Raw genomic sequence first — 24,519 nt, forward strand, 5'->3', positions numbered from 1 at the left:
CGGATGAACAGGCCCTTGTGAATATGAGCGACAACACTGCTTCCCCGACCACGCCGACACCTGTCGCTAAACCTGTGCGCCGTTGGCCGGCGATACTGATCGGGCTGTGCCTGGTAGCAGGTGTGGCCGCCGGGTTGGGCTGGTTCATGACCAAGCCCAAGGCGCCGCCCATGGCGTTGGCGTTGGAAAAGCTCGGCCTGAGCCGCCCCGACGGCTTGCTCGAGGCGCATTCCCTGAGCCAGTTGCCCAAGGACCTGTTGGCTGTGCCGTTCCTCAAGGCCACGCTCACCGAAGACTTCGTCTTCTATTACGAGGCCCACGCCGACCGCCTCGGGCTGATGGGCAGCCTGCGCCGGATCATCTACGAGCATGACCTCAAGTTGCAGGACAGCCTGATCGAGGAGCTTTTCGACCAGCCAGCCGATGTGGCGCTGTGGCGCGGTGCCGACGGTCGCCTCAAGGATTTTCTGTTGGTAATGGATCGCGGCGGGTTGGCCAAGGTGCTGGAGCCATTGGCCAAGGTCGCCCTGGATGATACGCAACTGAGCAAGCTCAGCGACCTGAAAGTCGGCGGTGATGACGTCGCGCTGTACCAGCTCAGCTACAACGCCAGCAAATCCCTGCTCTTCGCTTCCCATGGCGACAAGCTGGTGGTGTTGTCCAACCCGGCGAAACTCTATGACCCGGCCAACGGCCCGTCGGATGAGCGCGGCAGCGTGTCGACGACCGCCCTGGCCGCCTTGCTCAATGGCGACAAACTGTTTCCCGAAGCCTTCGGCCTGCCGCCCAAGGCGCCGGAGGTCAAGCAACGTATTTCGGTCAATGCCAATGTGCTGGCCATGGGTTACCAGCGTTTCATCCCGAACTTCGCCGGGCTGCGCTTCGACATGGACGACAAGGGCTGGCACAGCTTCCTGGCCATGGACGAGCTGGAAAACCAACCGGACTTCGACTTCAAGCCGATCTGGCAAGCCATGCCCATGGGCGCCAGCGCCTGCGTTGCCTTGCCGTTGGCCGCAGAACCGCAGAAGCCGCTGTTGGTGAAACTTGGCGCCGACGAAAAAGCCGCCCAGGCCATGGTCGACCATGTGGCCGGCGCGGCAGGTCTGTGCTGGTACGCCGATTCGCGGTTGTATACACCGCTGCTGGTGGCGAGCCTGAACGAAGACGACGGCAAGCTCGACGCGGATTTGGGCAAACTGTTTGGCTCGATGGTGGGCGCCTATGAGAACAATGCCGCCGAGCACGTGTTCCCGGTCGTCGAGAAACAGGAAGGCGCTATGCACCAATGGCAGCGCCAGGTGAGCTCCAACTTCGGCCCTTACCTGGCCAAGGACTCGCTGCAACCGGACGCCATCACCGGCAAGGCATTCCTGCGCGTCAGCCTGGCGCGTCATGGTTCGACCCTGCTGTTCTCCCTCGACGACAAGCTGGTGGACAAGGCCCTCGGCACCCTCGACAAGCGCTTCCCACCCATGGCCGACGTGGTGCCCAAGGATGTGCTGATGCCGATTTATTTCGGCCCCGATGCCATGGCGCAACTGATGCAGCGTGAAACCCTCGACAGCTTGCCCCAGGACATGGAACCGGTGTTCTACAACGCCGCGCAAACCTACCTCATCCCGAAACTGCGCACCCTGGGCGGCTATGGCAAGTACGCCCTGACGTTGCCTGCCGGCAGCGAGCCTGACGGGCACTGGCAGTGGCTGCCACTGGAATGGAAAGCGCTGTGACAGGACTGATCCGCAACCCCGGATGGGCGCTGCTGCTGGCACTGCTGTGGGGTGGGCCGGCGCTGGCCGTCGAGACGCCGCTTTCCGTCGCGGCGCGGCCTTCCGTTGAGACGCCGCCGCTGGATGTGCGGCAATCCCAGGTGTTTCGTGCCTGGTTCGTGCGCATCGCCGAGGAGCAGTTGACCAAAGGCCCGAGCCCGCGCTGGTACCAGCAAGACTGCGCCGGCCTGGTGCGGTTCGCCGCCAACGAGGCGCTGAAGGTCCACAACGATAAGTGGCTGCGCAGCAATGGCCTGTCCAACCGCTACCTGCCGCCTGAGCTCGAACTCAGTGACGCCCAGCGGCGCCTGGCCCAGCAATGGCAGCAGGGCGGCGGCAAGGTCGGGCCCTACGTCAACGCCATCAAGCTGATCCAGTTCAACAGTCGCCTGGTGGGCCGCGATGTCACCCAGGCCCGTCCCGGCGACCTGATGTTCTTCGATCAGGGCGACGACCAGCACCTGATGATCTGGATGGGCCGCTACATCGCCTATCACACCGGCACCACAACCCCTACCGACAACGGCATGCGCTCCGCAAGCCTGCAACAACTCATGAACTGGAAGGACACCCGATGGATACCCGACGCAGCCAATCCCAACTTCATCGGCGTCTATCGACTCAACTTTCTCTCCCAATGACCGGTGCCCGCATGCTGCGCTTGTGTTCAAAATTGCCCCTGCTGTTCGCCCTGTTGCTGGCACCTGTCGTGAATGCCGAAGACACGGTGGAGCCCAGCGGCTACACGCCGGTAGCCGGTGAAAGCTTCTTCCTGCTGGCCGACAGCAGCTTTGCCAGCGACGAACAGGCCATGGTTCGCCTCGAAGCGCCGGGCCGCGACTACCGTCGGTTCCGCATGGAGCCCTACGGCGGCGCCGATATCCGCGTCTACCGCATCGACAAGCCGCTGGATTTCCTCAAGCGCCAGAAGAACCTGCACCGCGTGGTCAGCGACGGCCAGTTCAAGGGCGAAGGCCTGTCGAACACCCTCGCGTACCTGTGGGACAACTGGTACCGCAAGTCTCGTCGAGTGATGCAACGGGCGTTTTCCTACGAGTCCCGCCAGCAAGTCACCGAAGAAGTGCCGGAACTGAAGATCGGTGATGCCCTGGTTGCGCCGACACCGTATGAAGCACCGCCACAATTCGCCTTGATCCCGGGCTTGCCGGTGGTCAGCCAGTTCCGTTATCCGCTCTGGGAAGCCAAGCCGATCCAGCCGCCTGCGGGCGTCAACCTGGCCGGTTCGTCCAGTGAGTTCGTCAGCGTCGCGCCGGGCAACGTCTACGTGCCGCTGGGCCAGTTGAAGCCGGGTCTGTACCTGGTGGAAGCGCTGATCGGAAAATACCGCGCGACCACCATGGTCTTCGTCTCCAACACCGTGGCCGTGAGCAAGATTGCCGGCGATGAGTTGCTGGTCTGGGCCGCACGCAAGCATGAAGGGCGTTCGGTGCCCAAGGTCAATGTGCTGTGGACCGACGGCCTGGGCGTGATGAGCAGCGGTGCCACCGATGAAAACGGCTTGCTGCGCCTCAAGCACGTCAGCCCGGAGCGTTCGTTCGTCATCGGTGAAGACGAGGAGGGCGGGGTATTCGTCTCGGAAAACTTCTACTACGACAGCGAAATCTACGACACCAAGCTCTATGCCTTCACCGACCGGCCGCTGTACCGGCCAGGGGATTGGGTATCGCTGAAAATCGTTGGTCGTGAGTTCAAGAACGCCCGTGATTCGGTGCAACCGAGCGCCGCCGACGTCAATGTCAGCGTGCTGGACGCCACCGGCACCGAGCTGCAAACCCTGGCCCTGAAGCTCGATTCCAAGGCCGGCACCCAAGGCCGTTTCCAACTGCCGGAAAACGCTGTGGCCGGCGGCTATGAACTGCGCTTGCGCTACAAGGACCAGCTCTACAGCAGCGCCTTTCGTGTAGCCGAATACATCAAGCCGCACTTCGAGATCGCCCTGAACCTGGCCAAGCAGGACTATCGCACCGGCGAGCCGGTCAAGGGCAACCTCGTGCTGCTGTACCCGGACGGCAAACCTGTGGTGAATGCCACGGTGAGCCTGAGTCTGCGCGCCCAGCAACTGTCGATGGTCGATAACGAGCTGCAATACCTGGGGCAATTCCCGGTCGAGCTGACCAGCAGCGAAGTGACCACCGATGCCAAGGGCAACGCGACCCTCGACCTGCCGGCCGCCGACAAACCGAGCCGCTACACACTCACCGTGTTCGCCAGCGATGGCGCCGCGTATCGGGTCAAGACCACCAAGGAAATTCTCATTGACCGTGGCGCGGCGAATTTCCGCCTGAGTGCTCCCCAGCGGTTCAGCGCCGCCGGCCAGAAGGTGTCGTTCAGCTATGCCAACGAAGGCGGCAACGAACAAGCCAAAGCCGTGACACCCGGCAGCTACGCCTGGGTGCGCCTGGAAGACCAGAGCACTGGCGAAGGCAAGCTGGCGGCCAAGGACAAGGGCTTCAGCCTGACCTTCGACCGCCCTGGCACCTACAACCTGACGCTCAAGGACGACCATGGCCGGGTCATTGGCGCCGCCGCCCATGCAGTGACTGGTGAAGGCATCAAGGCCGTGCCGGGTACGGTCGAGATCGTCTTCGACAAGCCTGAATACAAGACCGGTGACGAAGCGCTGGCGCTGATTACCTTCCCGGAACCGATCAGCGATGCGCTGCTGTCGCTTGAGCGGGACAAAGTCGAGGCCACGGCGCTGCTGTCCAAGGGCGGCGATTGGCTGAAGATGGAAAAACTCAGCGACACCCAATACCGCGCGCGCATTGCCGTGAAGGATAACTTTGCGCCCAACCTGACCTTCTCGGTGCTGTACACCAAGGGCGGCCAGTACAGCTTCCAGAACGCCGGCATCAAGGTGATCACGCCGCAGATCGACGTTGCCGTCGTCACCGACAAAGCCACCTACCGCCCGGGTGACACGGTGACCGTGGACCTGAGTACCCAGTTCTCCGGCAAGGCGATCCCCGCGCACCTGACGGTCAGCGTGGTGGACGAAATGGTCTACGCCTTGCAACCGGAAGTGGCGCCGACCATCGATCAGTTCTTCTATCACCCGCGTCGCAACAACGTGCGCACCAGTGCCAGCCTGTCGTTCATCAGCTACGACGTCGCACTGCCAGGCAGTCCTGGCGCGCCGGGCAAGGCCAACCGCAGCGAACGCGGGGTCAAGGTGCTGGAGCGGCCGCGGCGTGAAGACGTCGACACCGCTGCATGGCAACCGGAACTGGTCACCGACGCCAACGGCAAGGCCCGCTTCACCTTCAAGATGCCGGACTCCCTGACCCGCTGGCGCATCACGGCCAAGGCAATTGCCGACGACGGCCAAGTGGGCCAGAAGAAGCAGTTCATCGCCTCGGAAAAACCGCTGTACCTGAAATGGAGCGGCCCGACCCGTTTCCGCACGGGCGATAAGCCACAACTGGGCCTGTTCGCGTTCAGCCAGTCTGAAAAACCACTGAAGGCCGAGCTGCTGATCCGCTACGCTGGCGCCGAACAGCGCATGGTGGTGGACCTGAAAAACGGCATCAACTACGTGGCGCTGCCGGCCCTGGAGCTGAGCAGTGGCGACTTGAACGTGCAGTTGCAATTGAACGGCGAAACCCAGGACGCCCTGGCCATGCGCTTGAACGCCAGCGGCAATGGCTGGCAAGTCACCCAGAGCCAGCGCCTCGATGTGGCGAGCGGCGACACCCCGCTGACCTTGCCGGCCGACGCCAACGATATTCGCCTGCGCCTGGATGACAGCCCGCAAGCATTGTTCCGTTCGGCCCTGGACGACCTGCTGAGCTACCCGTACGGAGGCGTCGAGCAGACCGCCAGCCGCCTGTTGCCGTTGAGCATCGCCTATCCGACCCTGGCGTCGAACCCGCAGATCCGCGACCGCTTGCGGTTGATCATGCAAAACAGCCGCTTGCGCCTGGTGCAGATGGCCGGCCCCTCGGCGAGCTTTACCTGGTGGGGCCAGGACGGTGAGCCGGATGCATTCCTCACCGCCTATGCCTATTACGCCGACTGGCACGCCAGCAAGGCCCTGGACCTGAGCCTGCCGCCGGAACACTGGCAACGGGTGCTGGAGGTCTACGCCAAGCAGGCCGGTGATACGCCGCTGCTGCAGCGTGCGCTGATCCTGTCGTTCGCCAAGCAGATGCAATTGCCGGTGAACACCTTGCTCAGCGGCCTGATGGACGACCTGGCCAAGGCCAGTGAAGACAGCAGCGAGAGCGTGCTGGACAGCGGTGAAGACAGCCTGGTCATGTACGCGCCGGATTCGGCCCTTGGCTTGGCCAGCGCCCGTGTCCTGACCGCGTCCCTGGCGAAACAGGCGAAGGTGCCGTTGCCGGCGGCCTTCAGCCGTCAAGCCGATGCGGCGCAACAGCAACTGGAGCTCAGTTCGCAGCCGTTCGTCGAGGCCCTGGTGTTGTCGTTGCAGGGCTTCGATCAGGCTCGCGCCACTGCATTGCTGGAGCGTGTGTTGCCGCAGCAGTCCACCTTGGAGCGGGCCCTGGCCTTGACCTGGTTGCAGCGCAGCATCGAACAGGCAGCGCCGGCCGTGGCCCTGGCACCGGGCGAAGGCTGGGCAGCCAAGCAGGGTGCGACCGGTGAAACCTACTGGCAGTGGCAGGGCGCGCAGCTTCCAACGATGCTGACCCTGACCGGCGCCCAGGAGCGTCCATTGCAAGCGGCACTGAGCTTCCAGAGCCAGCAACCGCCGGTAGCACCGATGGCCGTGTCCATCACCCGGCGCCTGTCGCGCCTGGTGCCGGGCGATGAGGCTTTCACCTTCAAGCTCGAAGCCGTGGGCAACAAACCGTTGTCCAGCGACAGCCTCTACCTGGATGAAGTGATCATCAACAGCAAGGCTCCGACGCCACTGCGCTACGGCATGCTCGAAGTGCCGCTGCCACCGGGCGCCGATGTGGAACGCACCACCTGGGGTATCCAGTTGATGGGCAAGGCTGACAGCGAACCGACGTCCCTGGAAAAAGCCCGCTTCGAGCCCGGCCAGATGGCGTATGCGGTGCCGGTGGATGCCCTCAGTGGCGAGCTGCGCCTGCGGCACTTGGTGCGCTTCTCCCAGAAGGGCCAGTTCACCTTGCCGCCGGTGCGCTTCACCCAGGTCTACGCGCCGCAACATCAGGCGCGGGAACAGAAACCGGCGCTCGGTCAGGTCACGGTCAACTGATATGCGTTGGCCGCTGGTTGGGTGGCTGATGTGCTTGATCCCTGCGCTGGTAACAGCGCAGGACGAGCCGTTGCGCCTGGCCTTCGACGGTCAATTGCTGCGCGTGAGCCAGACCCAGGTGCTGGATCGCCAGCCGCTGCCCGATACCTTGCAGGCGCCGCTGGGCAGTCTGTGGAAGATCTTTGTCTACGCCTGGCTGGTGGACACTGACGCCCGTGAACCGGTGTATGAATGCCGGGGGGAGTCGAAGGAAGAGGTCTATTGCTGCAGTGCCGGGCAGAGCATCGGTCGCGATCAAGCCTTGGTGAAATCTTGCGGCTTGTATTTCGAACCGCAGCGGCTCGGGCTTTCGGCCTCGGACTGGCGCGCCTATTGGCAGGCTCGTCAGGCACCGGCCTGGTTATTGGACCTGTCCATGTTGCAACCCCAGACTCAGGTGCCTGTCGCCGGACTGCTCAAGACCCTGGCCACGCTGCCGGCCCAGGATCAGGCGCGGCGGGTGCTGCTGGACGTGGTGCTCAACGCGGCGGACGGGCGACTGGTCGGTGAGTTGGGCAGCCGTCTGCGGGTCAAGACCTGGAGTTGGCTGGGTGATCAGGGGCCCTCGTCCCGTCAGGGCGGTTTCGCCGGTTGGCTGGCGGACGGCACTCCGGTGTGGGCCGGTGGTCGCGGCACCAGCCAGCAGGTCTTGAAGGTCTACGGCGAAGGCTTGGCGGCGGCGCTGCCATCGCGCTGGCCGGCGGAAACCGGGCGTTGCGTGGAAGTCGGCCTGTTTGCCCGTTATCCGTTGCAACGGGTAATGGCGGGCGACCGTCCTGCCTTGCCGGGCCAACTGCGCGGCGATTACCGCGTCGAATTCAGCAACGGCAATCAATTGGACATCCACAGCGATGGCGAGCTGTTCCTGATGCCCGGCAAGCTGGTCGCGCGTCTGGACCGGGAGGAATACGTCGCCCGGGTCTTGCAGCGCGAAGCCAAGGCCGAGCCTGCCGACGCCGCCAAGGCACTGGCGGTGGCGATACGCACCTATTTGCTGCAGAACGCCCAACGCAACGGTGATTGCCTGAGCATCGACGACAGCAGCCATCGCCAGCGTGTCGCGCCACGCCCGGCGGCGCCCGAAACCCGCGCCATTGCCGCCTGGACCAGCGACCTGGTCCTGGCCGGCACCGATGTCACCTACCACTCTGACCAGCCTGGCCCGGACAAACTGTCCTGGGCACAAGCGGTGGAGCAAGCCAACGCCGGCCAACGCTACGACGCCATCCTGCTGCACGCCTACCCGCGCGCCAGCCTCAGCCGCTGGGACAACCCGGTGGCATCCTGCGAAGCGCTGCCCGCCGCCCAGGACTGGCTGCTGAAGCAACGGCGGGGCTGGCGTGAGCGGCTGGAAAGTGAAGTGGGCTACAACGAGATCAGCGCTTTTTCCGTCTGCCGCGTCGCTTTCGGCCGGCCTTATGTCGACCGCGAGCGCCAGCGCATCTACGTGCGCGGCGTGCTGTCGCTGCAAGACCGCCTCGACCTGACCCATGAATATCTGCACCTGGCCTTTGAAGCTCATCCCAATGGCCAGGACGAAAACTATATCGAAGGGCTCGCCCGTCACCTCTTGCTGGAATAGACCATGACACTCCGTTATCCACAGGTCTTGTTGTTGCTTTGCGCCTTGACCGCGTTGCCTCCGGCCATCGGCGCCGAGAACATCAAGCTCGACACGCCGGTCGGGGGTTGGCGCAACGGTGCGCCGGGCGGCGAGGATGAAAACTTCAGCCAGACCGTCAACTACCCGGCCTCGTCGGTCAATACGCCCCAGGGCCAAGCCAATACCGCTCGCATCACTGGCCAGATCCAAGGCGCGCCCAAGGGCAATGCGCCGGGCCAACTCATCGTCAACGGCGTGAGCCTGCCGTTGAAGCTCGATGAGCAAGGCCGCTTCGACCGGCCATTTTCATTCCCCAACGGCAGCAACAGTGTGGAAGTACGCAGCCCCGACGGCCAACAGCGTCACCGCACGCAATTTCTCAACACCAGCGGCGGCGCCACGCCGGCCAAGCTGCGGGTGTTGCTGACCTGGGACAGTGACGGCACCGACCTGGACCTGCACCTGGTCACCCCCGATGGTGCGCACATCTGGTACGGCGACCGTGCCGTCGCCAACGGCGCCGCCCTCGACGTCGACGTCACCACCGGCTACGGCCCGGAAATCTTCGCCATGCCGGCGCCGATCAAAGGCCAGTACCTGGTGTATGTGAACTACTACGGCGGCGGTTATCGCTATCAGGACGACGGCGAGGAAGGTGAGGGCGGTGGAGAACAAGCGCAACAAGCCCTTACCACCGCACAAGTCACAGTGATCACCGAAGAAGGCACGCCGAACGAGAAGATGGAAACCTTCGTGGTGCCGATGCGGGCGGTGGGCGAGCTGACGTTGGTCAAGAGTTTCAGTTACCCATAAGGCCATCCCCGGTCCCCTGTGGCGAGGGAGCTTGCTCCCGCTGGGCTGCGCAGCAGCCCCATCTGAAGCTGACTGCACTTTTACCTGACATACCGCGGCGCCTGCTTGGGGGGGGCTTCGCGCCCCAGCGGGAGCAAGCTCCCTCGCCACAAGAGCGGTCGGTGCTTGTGATCAATAAAATCTCACGCGTGAGCTATTGTGGGCTTGCGAAAGTACCTGTAGTGTTTCTCACGCGTGAGTTTTTCACAGTGGGGTCAGTACCATGTCAACCAGCTCTCCATCGGATCCGCCAGACGGGTCTGTAACCGATTCAGCGAGCCGCACGGGAGAGCGCGCCAAACCCTCCGCGAAAAAGCCGTCGAGCTTCTACATGAAGCAGATGCGCGCGGGCCTGAGTGCCGCCGGGTATGTGAAACACGAGACTTGGGTGCTTCCTGAAAACCGAAGCCTGCTCAAGCAAATGGAGAAACAGCTACGCCAACCGATTCTGGCTGGCTCATTCATGTCGGAGAATTACATGAGCGCAGGTAATAACTGGAACATCGACCGCCTCTACAGCGCCCTTCAGGCCCTGGAAGAAGTGGTCGCGAACGACATCACTCTCTCCCTCGTCCAAGGCTCCGAGTCCAGCATCAAGCTGGAAATGAATGATTTTGGTGGCCTGCCGATCTACATCGCGGTGGTGGGTGACCAGATCATCGTCGATACCGTCCTGGTGGACGTCGAGTCGATCAACGATGTCGCGGCATTCAATGACGCCGTGCTGCGCAGCCGGGAAATGTTCCCGCTGTCGTCCATCGGCATCGAGACCATGCCCAACGGGCAAGTCGTCTACAACATCTTCGGTGCGTTGAGCGCCGACTCCAGCCTGACCAACGTCGTCACCGAGGTCAAAACCCTCGTCGACAACGTTCAGCGCGCCAGCGAAGCCTTCGAACGCTTCTTCATTTAATTCACCGAACAGGAACTATCCAATGACTCAGTCCATCTGGAGCAAATTGTTCACCGCACTGCGTGGCGGTGCCAGCGAAGTCGGTGAATCGATCGTCGACCAACAGGCCCTGCGCATCCTCGACCAGGAAATCCGCGATGCCGACAGCGCGCTGGCCAACGCCAAGCGTGAGCTGGTCACCATCATGGCCAAGCACAAGCTGGCGACTGATCGCGTCGGCGAATACAACGCCAAGATCAAGGACCTGGAAGCCAAGGCCCTGGCCGCGATCCAGGCCAACCGCGAAGACCTGGCGCTGGAAGTGGCCGAAGCCATTTCGACCCTGACCAACGAACTGGACGCCGAGCAGAAGCACGCGACCGAATTCGGTGGTTATGCGGACAACATGCGCAAGGACATCACCAAGGCCGAAAGCCGGATCAAGAGCCTGCGCCAGCAAGTGGACATGGCCAAGGCCCGCGAAAGCGTGCAGAAGGCCCAGGTCAGTGCTTCGATCGCCAGCGGCGGCGCCAATGGCAAGCTGGAAACTGCCGTCGGTACGCTCAACCGCTTGCAGGCCAAGCAACAGCAACGTGCCGCTGAGCTGCAAGCCCAGGACGAACTGGCCGAGGCTTCGACTGGCTCCGACCTGGAGCGCAAGCTGCGCGACGCCGGCATCACGCCGAACGAAGGCAGCGCCAATGCGATCCTGGAACGCCTGAAGAAAAAATCGGCTGAGTAATCGCTGAGCGCCCCGAACCCGTGGCGAGGGAGCTTGCTCCCGCTGAGGCGCGAAGCGGCTCCAAAAAAAGGGGCCTGCTGCGCAGTCCAGCGGGAGCAAGCTCCCTCGCCACAATAATGACCGGCGCTCCTGGATTTAATTGTGACGCAGGTACTTTTATCCAACCCCCGCAACAGGTTTAATGCTGTCCGGCCATTACGCTCGAGCCCTCAGACGCCAGAGCGATGATCCCGCCAGGAACGAAGCCCCACGGAGTCAGGGACGAATGTCGATTTTTCTTTTGTTGCGCACGTACGCGTCGTCCTTCTTCCATCGGTTCGGCTGGGCGGGCCTGGCCATTGCGTTGGGCGTGCACCTGTCCACGGCCTGGATCGGCCTGGTGCTGCTGGGCGAGCAACACCTCATCGCCGCCGCCACGTTTATCTACTTCTATCTCACCACCACGCTCACCGTCGGCTATGGCGATCTGTTGCCACAGACATCCGCCGGGCGAATTTTTGTGGCGACCTGGATCATGCTCGGGGGTATTGCCCTGTTGACGACGGTCATCGGCAAAACCACCAGCAGCGTCATTGATGTATGGAGAAAAGGCATGAAGGGCAAAGGCGATTTCACCGGCAAGGTCGGCCACACGGTTCTCATCGGTTGGGAGGGCGCCTCCAGTGAGCGGGTCATTGAATTGCTGCTGCAGGACGAAACCTCCAATGACAACCTGATCGTCATCTGCGATTGCGATCTCGAAGAAAACCCCATGCCCGGCAAGACATCGTTCATCAAAGGCGACAGCCTGTCCTCCGTCGCGCTGTTGCAGCGTGCCGGCGTGCCGGGTGCCGAACGCGTGCTGGTGCGCACCCACTCCGACGACTTGACCCTGGCCACCGTGCTGGCGGTCAATCAATTGAGCCCTGCCGGGCATGTGGTCGCGCACTTCAATGACAGCGAAATCGCCGCTCTTGCCAGCGCCTATGCGCCGAGCCTGGAATGCACCTCCAGCATGGCCATCGAAATGTTGGTGCGTGCCTCCCAGGACCCGGGCTCGTCCGTGGTCATCAATGAATTGCTCTGCGTCGGCCAAGGCGCCACTCAGTACCTGATGAAACTACCCGAGGCGTTTGAAGCGACGTTCGGCGAGCTTTATGCCCGATTGAAAGAGCAGCACAACGCTACGCTGATTGGTTACCGCGCCAAGGGCGCCCGACACCCATCGATCAACCCGCCCGGCGCCACCCGCGTCGTGGGCGGGGAACTCTTCTACATCGCCTCCACGCGTCTCAAGGAAATTTCCCATGGGGTGGTTTAAACAGTTGATGGGGCTTGAGGCCCCGAACGTGAACACGAAAGCCAGCAATAACTCGCCTGTCACCGGGCCGCTGGGCCTGGCCTCCGGCAAGCAGGTCATGTTCGACTCCACGCTCAAGTTGCTGCTCGACGGCAACAGCACGGTGGTCATTCCGAGCTCCCAACAGATCTGGAGCCTGGGCATCGTCGACCTCGGGCAGTCGAACTGGCTGTCGCGCTGCTACATGAACGACGAAGACTACTGGCTGCAAGTGCACACCAGTGGCGATATCGCCGGGCAGGTCGAGTCGGTGATCCTGTTCAACTACCTCAGCTACGTCACGATCAGCAGTGAAGCGGAGTTACGTCGCCTGGCCGGCCCTGAAAGCCTGATCGGCCTGCCGACCTACACCCATGACGGCGTCGAGTACACCCGCGAATGGGGCACCGAGGCTGGCCAGACAGAACTGGTGACGTTGAGCGAGCGCGTGAGCAATCCGGATGAGTCCTACAGCGTCGAACACCGTTCGATGCTGTACGCCCGCGACACCGGCCTGACGGATCGTCGCGAGTTCCTGCTGTTCTCCGTTGAAGAGGACGCCGAAGGCACCGTCAGCTTGAGCACTTCGCTGGGTATTTCGCTGTACACCACTGACCTGAACACTCTTTGAATAAGGAACAAGTCCATGCTTGAAGCGCTCTCCATTTCCCTGAACAAAGCCGCCGTGCTTGGCTTTGTCATGTACATCCTCGGCGCCGCCGTGCTGTTCGCGCTGTTCCAGTTCATCTACACCCGCGTCACGCCGCACAAAGAGTTCGAGCTGATCCGTTCGGGCAACGTGGCTGCGGCCATCGCCCTGGGCGGTGCTGTCATCGGTTTCGCGATTCCGGCCAGCAACGTGATTGCCTATTCGATCAGCATGCTGGATTTCGTTGTCTGGGCAGTGATCGCCGCTGTCGTCCAGTTGTTGGCGTTCCTGGTGACCAGCCTGGTGCTCAAGGGCGCTTCCGCGCGGATCAGGAACGGTGAGATTGCAGCGGGTATCTATATCGCTGCCGTGGCCATCAGCGTCGGCATGTTGAACGCCGCGTGCATGACGCCTTCCACAAACTGATTGCGCCACGGAGAACCCGATGAAACGAAGCAAGTACGTCCAGCTTTCGCTGGCCGCGTCGGTCGCCATGGCGATATCCGGCTGCGGGCCGACGGAAAAAACCTACGAGTTGAAAAAGAAGTACAACTTCCAGTCCGTGCAGCAATGTGTCGATGAAAAGCTGCCGGTAGACATTTGTGCTGACGCCTACATGACTGCCATGACGGAGCATCGCCGGATTGCGCCGGTGTACGACAACCAGGCCGATTGCGATGCCGACTTCGTTCCCGATTGGTGCCAGCAGGACTCCGCCGGCAAGTTCATCCCCAAGCTGGGTGGCTTCGAACTGAGTGCCGAGGGCGAGGTTACGCAATCGGAAGTGGACGCCGCCAAGGCCCAATTGCCGGCCTCGGAAGCGATGAATACCGGTGGAGGTTTCAGCAACCTGCTGACCGGGCTGCTGATCGGCAACATGCTGAGCAGCAACCGCAACAGCTACTTCTCCGAGCCGGTCTACCGCTACCGCGATGATCGTGGCAGCTTCGGCTCCTCCACGCTCAGCCAGCGGGTGTCGACAGGCTCGACATTCACCAAGTCCAACCAGGCGCGATACGGCAGCTACACCGACTCCATCAAGTCCACCAGCAAGCCGATGTCCGTTGCCTCATCCACCTCCCGTGGCGGCTTCGGCAGCAAGTCCAGTGCCCGCAGCGGTTGGGGCGGTTCGAGCAGCTCCGGCGGTTGAGGAACCAGCGCCATGAAGAAGATCCATTGCGCAGAACGTCATGACTGGAAACAGACCGCCGAGCAGCTCGGCTTTCTGTTCCACACCATCGACGACGAACCCTATTGGGACGAAAGCGCGTACTACCAGTTCACCCTCAAGCAGATCGAGGACGACCTGGAAGACCCGACCACCGAGATCCATGATATGTGCATGGACCTCGTGGCCCGCGTGGTCCAGAGCGAAGAATTGCTGGAACGCCTGAGCATTCCCGCGCCGTTCTTCGACCTGGTGCGCACTTCATGGCTCGAAGGCCACCCACACTTGTATGGGCGCATGGATTTCTCCTACAACGGCACCGGCCCCGCCAAGCTGTTGGAGCTCAACTACGACACGCCGACCAGCCTCTATGAGGCGGCGGCGTTTCAGTGGGGCTGGCTGGAGCAATGCATCGAGCGCGGCTTGCTGCCGGCCCATGCCGACCAGTTCAACAGCATCGACACCAAGCTGCACCAGGCTTTTGCCCAGTTGCAGATCAAAGAGCCGTTTTATTTCGCCTCGATGAAAGGCTCGGTGGAAGACAAGGGCACCACGGACTACTTGCGCCTGATCGCGGAAAAAGTCGGCATTGAATCGCGGCACATCGATATCGAAGACATCGGCCTCAACAGTGACGGGCGTTTCGTTGACCTGGAAGAGCGCTGGATTGCCCACCTGTTCAAGCTGCATGCCTGGGAGTTCATCTTCCACGAGCCGTTTGGTGAAGCGATCGCCCAGTGTGATACGCAGTTTTTCGAGCCGGCCTGGAAGTCGATCATCTCCAACAAAGGCATCCTGCCGCTGCTGTGGGAGTTCAACAAAGGCCACCCGAACCTGCTCGCGGCCCACCTGGATACCGACACGAGCAAAGCGGTGCCCAAGGGCTGGGTGCGCAAGCCGTTCTTTTCCCGGGAAGGCGCCAACATCGAGCTGCAAACCGCTGATGGCCTGATCGTAAAAGAAGACGGCCCCTACACGGACGCCCCGTTCATCCTCCAGGAGTTCGCGCCACTGCCACGCTTTGGCGACAGCTACACCCTGATCGGCTCCTGGGTCATCGGCGACCAGGCCGCCGGCATTGGCGTGCGGGAAGACAACAGCCTGATCACCAAGGATTCCAGCCGGTTCTTGCCGCACCTGATCCTTGACTGAGCGATGCCCCCGCTTTTGTGGCGAGGGGTCTATCTGTGGCGAGGGGATTTATCCCCGCTGGGCTGCGAAGCAGCCCCACGAGACCTCAACTCAATCTGTCTGCAATACCGAGGTATGGTTTTTTAGGGCTGCTTCGCAGCCCAGCGGGGATAAATCCCCTCGCCACAAGAGCGGTTGGCAGTGGGCCAGTGAAGAAGCAAGCGACGCCCCCCTCTGGGAGCGAGTGTTCGCCGCAGGCTTTTTCAGGTCCACCAGTACCGCACCAAATGAAAGAAGATCGGCGCGGCGAAGCACACCGAGTCCAACCGGTCGAGCATGCCGCCGTGGCCTTCGATCATGTGGCCCCAGTCCTTCACGCCGCGGTCGCGCTTGATCGCTGACATGACGATGCCGCCGGCAAAGCCCAACAGGTTGATCAGCAAGGCGATGAGGAACGACTGCCACGGATTGAACGGCGTGATCCACCACAGCGCGCCACCGATCAGCGAGGCTAGGAAAATGCCGCCGACAAACCCCTCCACGGTTTTCGAGGGCGACAGGTTCGGTGCGATCTTGTGTTTGCCGAACAGCTTGCCGCACACGTACTGCAACACGTCCGAGAGCTGCACCACGATCACCAGGTAGGCGATCAGCAACAGGTTGCGCCCTTCGAAACCGGCGATGTCCAGCGTCAGCAGGGCCGGGACGAAGGAGATGCAGAACACCGCGATCATCAAGCCCCACTGGACCTTGGAAGCGCGCTCCAAAAAGTGCGTGCTGTCGCCGCCCAGGGACGCCAGGATCGGCAGCAGCAGGAACACATACACCGGGATAAAGATCGAAAACAGCCCGTACCAGTCGTAGTAGATCAACAGGTACTGCAGCGGCAGCGCCAGGTAGAACGCGGCCACCAACGCTGGATAATCGCTGCGGCGGGTCGGTGTCAGGGTCAGGAATTCCCGCAGGGCGTAGAACGACACCGCGTAGAACAACAGGATCACTGCGGCGTTGCCGAGCCAGAACGCGATGCCGATCACCAGCACCATGATCCACCAGGCGTTGATCCGCGCGTTGAGGTTGTCGATGACGGAGTTCGGCGCGCCGCGGGTTTTCAGCTTGAGAATGAAACCGATCAACGAAGCCAGCACCAGAATGGCGCCGATCCCGCCAAACAACATCAGGGTATATCGATCCATGTCAGACGTGCTCCGGGGCCAGTGCCAGCAGCGCGGCGCGGCTGCGTTCAAGAAATTGCTCTTTGCTTTCATCTTCTTCGATGCACAGCGGCGCGCCGAAACTGGTGGTGCATAACAGCGGCAGCGGTAGTACCCGGCCCTTGGGCATGACGCGGTTGAGGTTGGCGATCCACACCGGGATCACCTCGACCTCGGGGTGTTTTTTCATCAAGTGATAGATCCCGCTCTTGAAGGGCAACAGGCCTTCCTCCGGATTGCGTGTGCCTTCCGGAAAGATGATCAGTGAGTCGCCGTTTTCCAGCGCATCAAGCATCGGCTGCAATGGGCTGTAGGAAGGATCCTTGCGTTCGCGGTCCACCAGCACACCGTTGAACACCCGGTTGATGATGTAGCGACGCACCGGGCTGGTTTGCCAATAATCGGCCCCCGCCACCGGGCGGGTGAGCTTGCGCAGCGCCGGCGGCAGCGAGGCCCAGAGCAACACGAAGTCACCGTGGCTGCTGTGGTTGGCGAAGTAGATCCGCTGCACCGGCGTCGGCGCGCAGCCGAGCCACAGGCTGCGAGCGCCCGTGACCATGCGGGCGGCGGAGGTGATGAGGTTGGCGACCACGGGTTCGAACATGAAGATTCCTTGTCCTGAGAAGCTCGGGTAGTGACGCAATCGTTAACAGCTGACCATTAACTGTGGCGAGGGAGCTTGCTCCCGCTGGGCTGCGCAGCAGCCCCCAAGAGGCTGAACACAATTCATCTGATACACCACAGTGCCTGGTTTTGGGGCTGCTTTGCAGCCCAGCGGGAGCAAGCTCCCTCGCCACCAAAACTATCTAGATACTTGAAGCTAACCAGGGGCTGGCCAGGATGAAGCCCAGCACCAGGACGACTTGTACGGCCAATAATCGTGACTGCCGACGCAGCAGCAACAACGCGCCGTGCCGGCGTTCAGTCCAGAGACGCCCTGCACGTGCGGCCGGTTGCAGGCCCAGGGAGGTGAGGGCTTGATCCAAGGTATAGGTGCGCTCGGCCAGGGACTGGGTGCTGTCAGCCATGCGCTGGAACAGATCGGCATCGAATGCCACGCGCAGCGCCCAGTATTTTTCCAGCATGCCGAGCACCAGTAGCGCCGCACTCAACAGCAGCAACCACGGATCGATGACGCCCACCAACCATTGCCCCAACCCCAGCAGCGCCCCAAGCAGCGTCAACCCGGTGGAAAACTGGTCCAGCGAATGCCCCCGGCGCAACAGGCTCGCCACGGTGTGGAGCTCCATATCAGTGATCATGGACATTCCCCTGTGCTGTGGATAACTGCTCCAGCGCGCGACGGTGTGCCGCGTGCAAGACGATACGCGGTCGAGCGCGCTGGATTTGCACGATCGCCGCATCAACGCTCGCTGCCCGCCCGCTGTGCAACAACCAGGCAACCACTGCCGTGGCGCTGCGCGAATAACCCAGGGCGCAGCAGACCAGCACCGGCCCGTGCTGGCGCAGGCTTTCGATGGCCTCTGCCGCTTTCAGGCATTGCTCGGCGGTCGGCGCTGTCAGGTCGAGCACTGGCAATGAGCGATAGGCGACGCCGCTGCTGTCCAAGGACAGTTCTGCGCAAAGGTCGAGCACCCCGCTAAACGCACTGTCTTTCAGCTCCATCGGCGTGGGGATTCGTCCCAGCCAGACGTTATCCGCTATCAGGTCCGGTTGCGGATGCTTGCGCGTCCAGCCGCGCGAATTGATCCACGCCGCCGCCAGGTAAGGCGCCAGCAACCAACGCGCTGCCGGGCTCAAACGACCATCGGCACGCTTCTGGAAACCGTCGGCACCGAACACCAGGTAATTCAGCGCTACGATGAGCACCGCGACCGCCGGCCAGATCAGCCAGAGCCACGCGCCGCCGAAGGCAAACGCCGGGATAAACAGCGCCGCCGCGCCCAGGCCATAACGCAAGGCCAAGCCTCGGCGGGCAGGATCCGTCGTCAGTCGCGCACTCAGCAGCGGACTCGGACGGTCCAGCGGCCACAGCCAGACACACAGCCAACCGGCCAACGCGCCCGTGGGCAGGTCAATGAAGTGATGTTGATAAGTGGTCAGCACCGACACGCCGATCAACGCGAACCAACCGTGCATCACCCAGCGCCAGAAGCCCTGCAGATGCCGCTGATAGCAGACCCACAGCACCACCAGCAACGCGATGTGCAGCGACGGCGCCTGATTGAACGGCTTGTCGAAACCCGCCAGCACTTCGAACAACCAACCAAACACCCCGTCCATTTCCGGGCGGGGGAAAGTGAAGCGCAACGGCCAGAGCAAAAAGCAACTGACCGCAATCACCTGCGCCGTCAGCAGGCGCAAGGCGTGGCGCTTGAGTTCTTCGCGGCTGGTGGGCAATAGCAAGGACAGGCCGTACAACAGATCGATCGACCAGTAAGGCACGATGGTCCAGGCCATGAACGGCATGTGGCTTTCCCAGGCGAACACCAACGTGCCGACATCGTCACGCTGGGAGGTGACCCAGGTGGCGAAGCCGTAAGTGGTGAAGAACAGCGGCGCCAACAACAGCAACCACAGCACTGCCGGTTTCAGCAGTGCGGGCTCGCGGGCCGGCGCGATGACGGCGCTCATTACTGCACTCGCTGGGCCAGCGAAACGCTGAAAATGCCCCATTCATCGACCCGCAGGGTGATCTTGCGAAAGCCCGCCGCCTCAACCAATTGATCCATTTCCGCCTGGGTACGTCGGCGCATCACCCAGGCTTGCCCGGCGCGGTGGCTGGTGAGGGCGCGGGCGATCAGTTCCAGTTGCGGGTGCCATGGCTGGCCGGTGTAGACCAGGAAACCGCCAGGCTCCACGGCTTCGGCCAGGCCCGCGAGGGAACCGCCGACCAGTTGGTTGTCGGCAAACAGCTCGTACAGGCCCGACACCACGGCGAGGGTTGGTTTCGGCTCCAGCGCCGCCAGATCCTGGCGGTCGAAGGCATCGCCCTTGACGAATCGGGCGATGTCACCCAAGCCTTTTTCCACGATCAGCGCGCTGCCGTCGCGCACGTTGATATCGCTGTAGTCGCGCAGCAGGATCGACTCGGGCAACGGGCTGACGCCTTGCAGCGCTTCGAGAATGTAACGGCCATGACCGGCGGCGATGTCGACGATGCGTACCTCGCGGTCTTGCGCACGTAACTCGCCCATCGCCAGGCGCAGCAGCTCCTCGACGTGCAGCTTGCGCTGGCGAATGCCGCGCCAGCCGATGGAGTTCAGGTAATTCTGGTCAATCATCTTGCCCAGCGCCGAGGTGCCGGTGGGGCGGTTGCGGTAGACGTAATCCAGAGTACTGCCAGAGTCGAACCCAGTGTCGAAACCCAGCTTCACCCCGGCGGACAACTTGCTGCCAAAGCGCATGCTGGCGCGGGTCATGCGCCAGTAGAGGTCGCGCAGCGAGTTGTGCGGCAGCGGTGTGGCCAGGGTTTCGGCTTCGGCGCAGGTCGCGCCCAGGCGATCGGCGTCGAGCAGGGAAGGGCGGTCCAGCGCTCGGGCAAAGTTTTGCAGGATGAAGCGGCGCGCACTGGCAATGGCCGGGGCACGGTTCTTCTCGCCGAGGGTGTCGTGGAAGAACCCCGGCAGGATGTGTTTCTCCTTGTGCAAACTGCCCAGGCGCTCGAAGAACTGCTCCTGGGGTTTGCGGTGTACCACGAAGTCCGAGCCGGAGATCAACAGCTGCGTCGGCACCTGGATCGCCTGGGCATCGGCGACCACGCGGTCGGCGGCTTCGTACAGGCCCAGCAGCACGTTCACCGAAATCGCCTTGGTGATCAATGGATCGCTGTCGTAGGACGCCACCCGCTCCGGGTCATGGCTGAGGAACTTCGCCTTGACGTAACTGTTGACGAAAAAGTTGCCGCGAAACTTGCGCATCAACGCCAGGCCCGGACGAGCGAAGGGCACGTAGAGCTTGACCTTGAATGCCGGCGAGGCCAGCACCAGCGAGCGAATGCGCGGCGCGTAGTCGTGGACCCAGGTGGACGCGATCACCGCGCCGACGCTTTGCGCCACTACCGCGATGTTCGCCTCGTCGATCTGGTGCGTGGCGCCGATGTGATCGCAGAAGGTCTGCACATCCCGCGCACTGGTGGCAAAACTCGGGCTGTCGCCCCGTTCGCCCGGCGACTGGCCATGGCCACGGGCGTCCCAGGCAAAGAAGTCGAACCTGGGCAGGTCCAGTTCATCCACCAGGTGCGCAATGCGCCCGGAGTGTTCATGACCACGATGAAACAACAACACAGCCTGGCGGGGTTCACCCGCCGCCGCGTCGACAGCCGGCCAGTGCCGGTAGAACAACTCCACGCCATCGTGGGTAGTGAACGTCAGTTCCTGGGCTTCGCGCATTGCAAGTTCCTTTATGCTGAGGGAGCGTTTTCCTTCACTTGGCCCAGGCCATGACGGACCCGGTTGACCAAGGTATACACCAGCAGGGCGGCAACCACCGCCATCACACCATCGACCCAGAGTGCCCCGAGCCAACCCAGGGCAATGCCGGTCGCCAACACGCCCAACACAAAGGCGCGATCACTCTTGCCCATCGGCCCGTCATATCGCCGCGAAGCTCCCACCATGGCCCCCAAGACGCCTGCGTATTCGCTGAACAACGCCAACAGCGTGACCAACAACACGAGCAACAGACTGGTATCGGCAAACAGGGCAAAAGGCAGGATCAGGGCAGCGTCGGCGATGATATCGCATAGCTCATTGAGGTAGGCGCCCAGATGCGATTGCTGGCCAAACTCCCGCGCCAACATGCCATCCACGGCATTCAACGCCATGCGCAGGAACATCCAGATCGGCACAAGCACGAAGATCCACGGATGGTTGGCAAACCAGGCGATGACCGCACCGACCAATACCGAAACGATGCCGGCGAGCACGGTGACCTGGTTGGCGGTGACACCGTTGTTGTAGAGACGTTGAACCATGGGGCGCAGCAGGTTTTGAAAGGCGGGCTTGAGTTGGTAGATGGAGGGCATCGGGGTGAGATCTCGGCCGGTTGCGGGGCTGGGCTTATACAGGTGCGAGATTACGATAGGTTGAGGGGTTGCTGGCGGGTATTTCTCGAGAATGCGCGCGGGTAGGCATCTAAAACGCAATTTACGGGTGCAAACCCCGGTGTGGGCGGGCTCAACCAATAAAGACCGGCCTACGCCAACCCCGTGGCGAGGGAGCTTGCTCCCACTGGGCTGCGCAGCAGCCCCCAAAGAAGACAACTCAATTTGCGTGGCTCACCGAGTCATGGGATCCAGGGCTGCTGCGCAGCCCAACGGGAGCAAGCTCCCTCGCCACAGGAGCGGTGGTGTGTCAGTTAAGGATCAAACGACGAAAATCCTGTGGGAGCTTGCTCGCGATAGCGGTGGGCCAGAACAGGTCAGCAGCCTGCTAGTCTCCTATCCTCCCTCCAGGACCGCATACATAAGGAGTGTTTCAAATGCCGCGAGTGGATTGGCTCGATAGCCACATGGGGAAATGCGACCAGATGGCCGAATGGCTTTATCGGGAATTCAATCATGAGTATGCCGAGCAATCCCTCGGCAGTTGGCAGCAGGAGTTCGCGGCGGGGCAGGGTGATGGGCGTTGGAAGTGCCTGGTCGCCATGGAACACGACCAGTTGCTCGGCGGCGCTTCACTGGCCAGCAACGACCTGCCTGACCGGCCAGAGTTGGGCCCGTGGCTGGCGTGTGTGTTCATCACCCCCGAGGCTCGACGCAGAGGGCTTGCAGCGCAGTTGATCGAAGGCATCTGCAGTCATGCGCGAGAGGCTGGAATCATCACCTTGTTCCTGCACACCCACAGCCAGCGTGATTACTACGCCAGGCTCGGCTGGGAGGTGTTGGAGCGTTTCGAGGCTTGGGGCAAAGAGCAATGGCTTATGTCACGACAGCTATAGCCGCCGCCGGGAGTTGCACGCCTAACGTTTAAATTTAGCGAATCGCCCTACGTCCACCGCTTCTTTCACTGACTTAATTCCTCAGCCATCGTCGGCAAAGTCTCGCGTTCGTCCCTGTCCCGCGAGACTCCCGCATGTTTGCCCCTGACAAACTCCTGGCTTTGAACAACACCATCGGCTCTTTGGTGGTGGCGGTCATGGACCCCGATCAGCCGGATGTCGAAGCGGTACTGGCGGACTTCCGAGCCTGCCTCAACGACTACGACGCCTGGGCTGAAAGCTTTTGGGCCGGCTGGGCGCTGGATCTTGAACAAGTGTTCAAGGTCGGCAACGAGGTGTCCCTGGCGGCGCCGAAGAATCTTGATCAACCCATCAGTGCCACGGTGGCCGCATGTCCGGCGAGTGGTCCGCTGACGTTGGTGCACATGTTCCAGGCGGCGCGCTTTGTGCCGATTGGCGACACCCCGGTGATGCTGGAACCCGTCACCGGAGGCGAGCCCGGGAAGGAAACGTTTGGCGAGCCGGTGCATCACGTCATCGGCCCCAGCGGCATCCTGGAAATCCCCGAGTGCTGGCGTGGCGGGCGTTACCGCATCACCTTTTTCCCCCACGTGATGGCCGATCACGTCAAGGCGCTGTATGCGTCCTATCAAGGGGTGATGGACGAACTTGAGGGGTGGCTGAAGGCCGAGTGGGACGAGTTTCAACCCCTGTGGGCGGCGTTTTCCGACGCCGGGTTTCGCGAACGTTATGACCTGGTGCAGCAGGCCGATTGGCGCGGTTTTGAAAACGCCCTGCACCAGCTATGGGACGATGTTAAACAGGTCTTCGAGCTGCTGGCCGATCTGCAAGCCAACAGCGAAAAACTTCTGGAGTACCTGACCCAGGTCGAGCTTGAACAGTTACTGAGCGTGTCTGCCGAGGCCATTGCCAAAGGGCTGATGGTGCTGAGCGACGAGCCGCTGCTCTTCGTCCACATGGCGGCGTTCGTCAGCTGGCTGCGGATGTTGCCGCCCCAATACATGGCTGAAGTCACGGGCGAGATGCGCGCCTCGGTGCTGATCAATTTCCTGTTGATACGGTTGACCGGCGCCCTGGGCATGGGCGTGCGGATGAGCGGCAAAGTGCTCCGTCAGCTCCGCTCGGAGCGGGCTCGCGAGTGGTTGAGCGCATCAGGGCTGAGGCTGGCCCAACGCCCTGCCGATCGGCTCAACCGGCATGCCGATGTGCTGAAACCGTTGGTGGTCAGCGCCCAGCGTGCGCCATTGAAGCCGACGCCTGTCGGACCTCTGCACATCACCCCCGAGCACTTCCCACCCTTGGCGGTCAGCAATCCGGCCGCTGTGGCGCGGGAAAAATCCCACGGTTCAACCCGGCTAAGCAAACACGAACCCCACGACGACGCCCCCGCCCAATCGAAAAACCCCAACGGCGACAGTGCCGATACCGCCGCCCAGACCCAGACCAGCGGCTGCCCGGTGTCGATGGTCACCGGCGAAGAACTGTTGACCCTCGACGATGGCACCCTCGATGGCCGCTTGCCGTTCGTCTTCACCCGTTTGTACCGCACCAGCGCCGCTGACCTGGACGTCGGCCTCGGGCGCGGTTGGAGCCATGCCCTGGCCCATCGCTTGGAGCTTGAGGGCGAGCAAGTCACCTGGGTCGACCAGGAAAACCGCCGCACGACGTTTCCCCTGCCCAACGCCCAGCGTCCGGCCATCCACAACAGCCTGGCCCGCGCGGCGATCTACCTGGGGGCCGAGCCGGACGAACTGATCGTCGCCCAGCCCGGGGAAAACGCCCCATTCCTGCACTTTCGCGACGGTCACCTGACCGCCCTCAGCGACCGCTACGACAACCGCCTGACGCTGCAGCGCAACATCCATGGCGACATCAGCCGCCTGGACAACGGCGCCGGGCGCGCCCTGCGCCTGCGTTACGAGCAGCGCCACCTGATCGCCGTCGACTACCAGAGCTTCCATCCCGCCATCACCCTCGACGAAGCCTGGCGGACCGAACAGACGCTGATGTC

Annotated in this window: 20 protein-coding genes; 14 read left to right on the forward strand and 6 right to left on the reverse strand. The window is 62.4% G+C overall.

What is annotated here, in order from left to right:
• Window positions 1-23: 23 nt before the first annotated feature.
• The 12 genes from BLO97_RS28230 to BLO97_RS28285 all read left to right on the forward strand — a co-directional run bounded on the left by BLO97_RS28230 (window position 24) and on the right by BLO97_RS28285 (window position 15,393).
• Window positions 24-1,733 (forward strand): DUF2138 domain-containing protein, encoded by a 1,710-nt coding sequence (locus BLO97_RS28230; protein WP_063324178.1) that lies wholly within the window; start codon window positions 24-26, stop codon window positions 1,731-1,733.
• Entirely contained in the window at window positions 1,730-2,413 is a 684-nt protein-coding gene (locus tag BLO97_RS28235) for a DUF1175 domain-containing protein (RefSeq protein WP_170862089.1), read from the forward strand. Before BLO97_RS28230 ends, BLO97_RS28235 begins: the two co-directional genes overlap by 4 nt.
• Window positions 2,410-6,978: an alpha-2-macroglobulin family protein gene (locus BLO97_RS28240; RefSeq protein WP_092349317.1), complete on the forward strand. Its 4,569-nt coding sequence runs from the start codon at window positions 2,410-2,412 to the stop codon at window positions 6,976-6,978. Before BLO97_RS28235 ends, BLO97_RS28240 begins: the two co-directional genes overlap by 4 nt.
• A 1-nt stretch (window position 6,979) precedes the next feature.
• Complete coding sequence (locus BLO97_RS28245; RefSeq protein WP_092349320.1) at window positions 6,980-8,599, forward strand: DUF2300 domain-containing protein; 1,620 nt, start codon at window positions 6,980-6,982, stop codon at window positions 8,597-8,599.
• Window positions 8,600-8,602: 3 nt separating this feature from the next.
• Window positions 8,603-9,433, forward strand: a complete 831-nt coding sequence (locus BLO97_RS28250) for a YfaP family protein (RefSeq protein ID WP_063324182.1) — start codon at window positions 8,603-8,605, stop codon at window positions 9,431-9,433.
• A 370-nt stretch (window positions 9,434-9,803) separates the two neighbouring features.
• Window positions 9,804-10,385: a YjfI family protein gene (locus BLO97_RS28255; RefSeq protein ID WP_092349323.1), complete on the forward strand. Its 582-nt coding sequence runs from the start codon at window positions 9,804-9,806 to the stop codon at window positions 10,383-10,385.
• 22 nt (window positions 10,386-10,407) lie between these two features.
• The gene (locus BLO97_RS28260) at window positions 10,408-11,106 is read left to right on the forward strand and encodes a PspA/IM30 family protein (protein WP_003205987.1); all 699 of its coding nucleotides are present in this window, start codon (window positions 10,408-10,410) and stop codon (window positions 11,104-11,106) included.
• Window positions 11,107-11,371: 265 nt separating this feature from the next.
• Window positions 11,372-12,406, forward strand: coding sequence for an ion channel (locus BLO97_RS28265; protein WP_092349326.1), 1,035 nt, complete (start codon window positions 11,372-11,374; stop codon window positions 12,404-12,406).
• On the forward strand, window positions 12,393-13,055 hold the full coding sequence (locus BLO97_RS28270; protein WP_092349329.1) for a DUF2491 family protein: 663 nt from the start codon (window positions 12,393-12,395) through the stop codon (window positions 13,053-13,055). Before BLO97_RS28265 ends, BLO97_RS28270 begins: the two co-directional genes overlap by 14 nt.
• Window positions 13,056-13,070: 15 nt before the next feature.
• Window positions 13,071-13,499, forward strand: a complete 429-nt coding sequence (locus tag BLO97_RS28275; protein ID WP_063324186.1) for a DUF350 domain-containing protein — start codon at window positions 13,071-13,073, stop codon at window positions 13,497-13,499.
• A gap of 19 nt (window positions 13,500-13,518) precedes the next feature.
• A complete protein-coding gene (locus tag BLO97_RS28280) occupies window positions 13,519-14,223 on the forward strand; it encodes a DUF1190 domain-containing protein (RefSeq protein ID WP_092225509.1) in 705 nt (234 codons plus the stop codon).
• A 12-nt stretch (window positions 14,224-14,235) separates the two neighbouring features.
• Window positions 14,236-15,393: a glutathionylspermidine synthase family protein gene (locus BLO97_RS28285; protein WP_092149777.1), complete on the forward strand. Its 1,158-nt coding sequence runs from the start codon at window positions 14,236-14,238 to the stop codon at window positions 15,391-15,393.
• 242 nt (window positions 15,394-15,635) lie between these two features.
• Here BLO97_RS28285 and BLO97_RS28290 read toward each other — a convergent pair whose 3' ends face one another.
• From BLO97_RS28290 to BLO97_RS28315, 6 genes are all read right to left on the reverse strand, one after another.
• Complete coding sequence (locus BLO97_RS28290; protein WP_063324189.1) at window positions 15,636-16,568, reverse strand: phosphatidate cytidylyltransferase; 933 nt, start codon at window positions 16,566-16,568, stop codon at window positions 15,636-15,638.
• Window position 16,569: 1 nt separating this feature from the next.
• Window positions 16,570-17,190 (reverse strand): lysophospholipid acyltransferase family protein, encoded by a 621-nt coding sequence (locus BLO97_RS28295; protein ID WP_063324190.1) that lies wholly within the window; start codon window positions 17,188-17,190, stop codon window positions 16,570-16,572.
• A 202-nt stretch (window positions 17,191-17,392) separates the two neighbouring features.
• Window positions 17,393-17,848, reverse strand: coding sequence for a hypothetical protein (locus tag BLO97_RS28300; RefSeq protein WP_092349332.1), 456 nt, complete (start codon window positions 17,846-17,848; stop codon window positions 17,393-17,395).
• Window positions 17,838-19,181 carry a phosphatase PAP2/dual specificity phosphatase family protein gene (locus BLO97_RS28305; protein WP_092349335.1) on the reverse strand — a complete coding sequence of 448 codons (1,344 nt, stop codon included), beginning with the start codon at window positions 19,179-19,181 and terminating at the stop codon, window positions 17,838-17,840. The genes BLO97_RS28300 and BLO97_RS28305 overlap by 11 nt, the downstream gene beginning before the upstream one ends.
• Window positions 19,181-20,938, reverse strand: coding sequence for a bifunctional alpha/beta hydrolase/class I SAM-dependent methyltransferase (locus BLO97_RS28310; RefSeq protein WP_092349338.1), 1,758 nt, complete (start codon window positions 20,936-20,938; stop codon window positions 19,181-19,183). Before BLO97_RS28310 ends, BLO97_RS28305 begins: the two co-directional genes overlap by 1 nt.
• An 11-nt stretch (window positions 20,939-20,949) precedes the next feature.
• Window positions 20,950-21,573: a CDP-alcohol phosphatidyltransferase family protein gene (locus tag BLO97_RS28315; RefSeq protein WP_079302758.1), complete on the reverse strand. Its 624-nt coding sequence runs from the start codon at window positions 21,571-21,573 to the stop codon at window positions 20,950-20,952.
• A 455-nt stretch (window positions 21,574-22,028) separates the two neighbouring features.
• Between BLO97_RS28315 and BLO97_RS28320 the strand changes: the two genes are divergently transcribed.
• Together BLO97_RS28320 and BLO97_RS28325 are read left to right on the forward strand one after the other, a co-directional pair.
• Window positions 22,029-22,487: a GNAT family N-acetyltransferase gene (locus tag BLO97_RS28320; protein WP_092349341.1), complete on the forward strand. Its 459-nt coding sequence runs from the start codon at window positions 22,029-22,031 to the stop codon at window positions 22,485-22,487.
• Between the two features lie 134 nt (window positions 22,488-22,621).
• On the forward strand, window positions 22,622-24,519 hold a 1,898-nt coding region (locus BLO97_RS28325), incomplete at its 3' end, for a DUF6531 domain-containing protein (RefSeq protein WP_256572434.1).

This window comes from Pseudomonas sp. NFACC05-1 (genome assembly GCF_900100135.1).
Lineage (GTDB): Bacteria > Pseudomonadota > Gammaproteobacteria > Pseudomonadales > Pseudomonadaceae > Aquipseudomonas > Aquipseudomonas fluorescens_Q.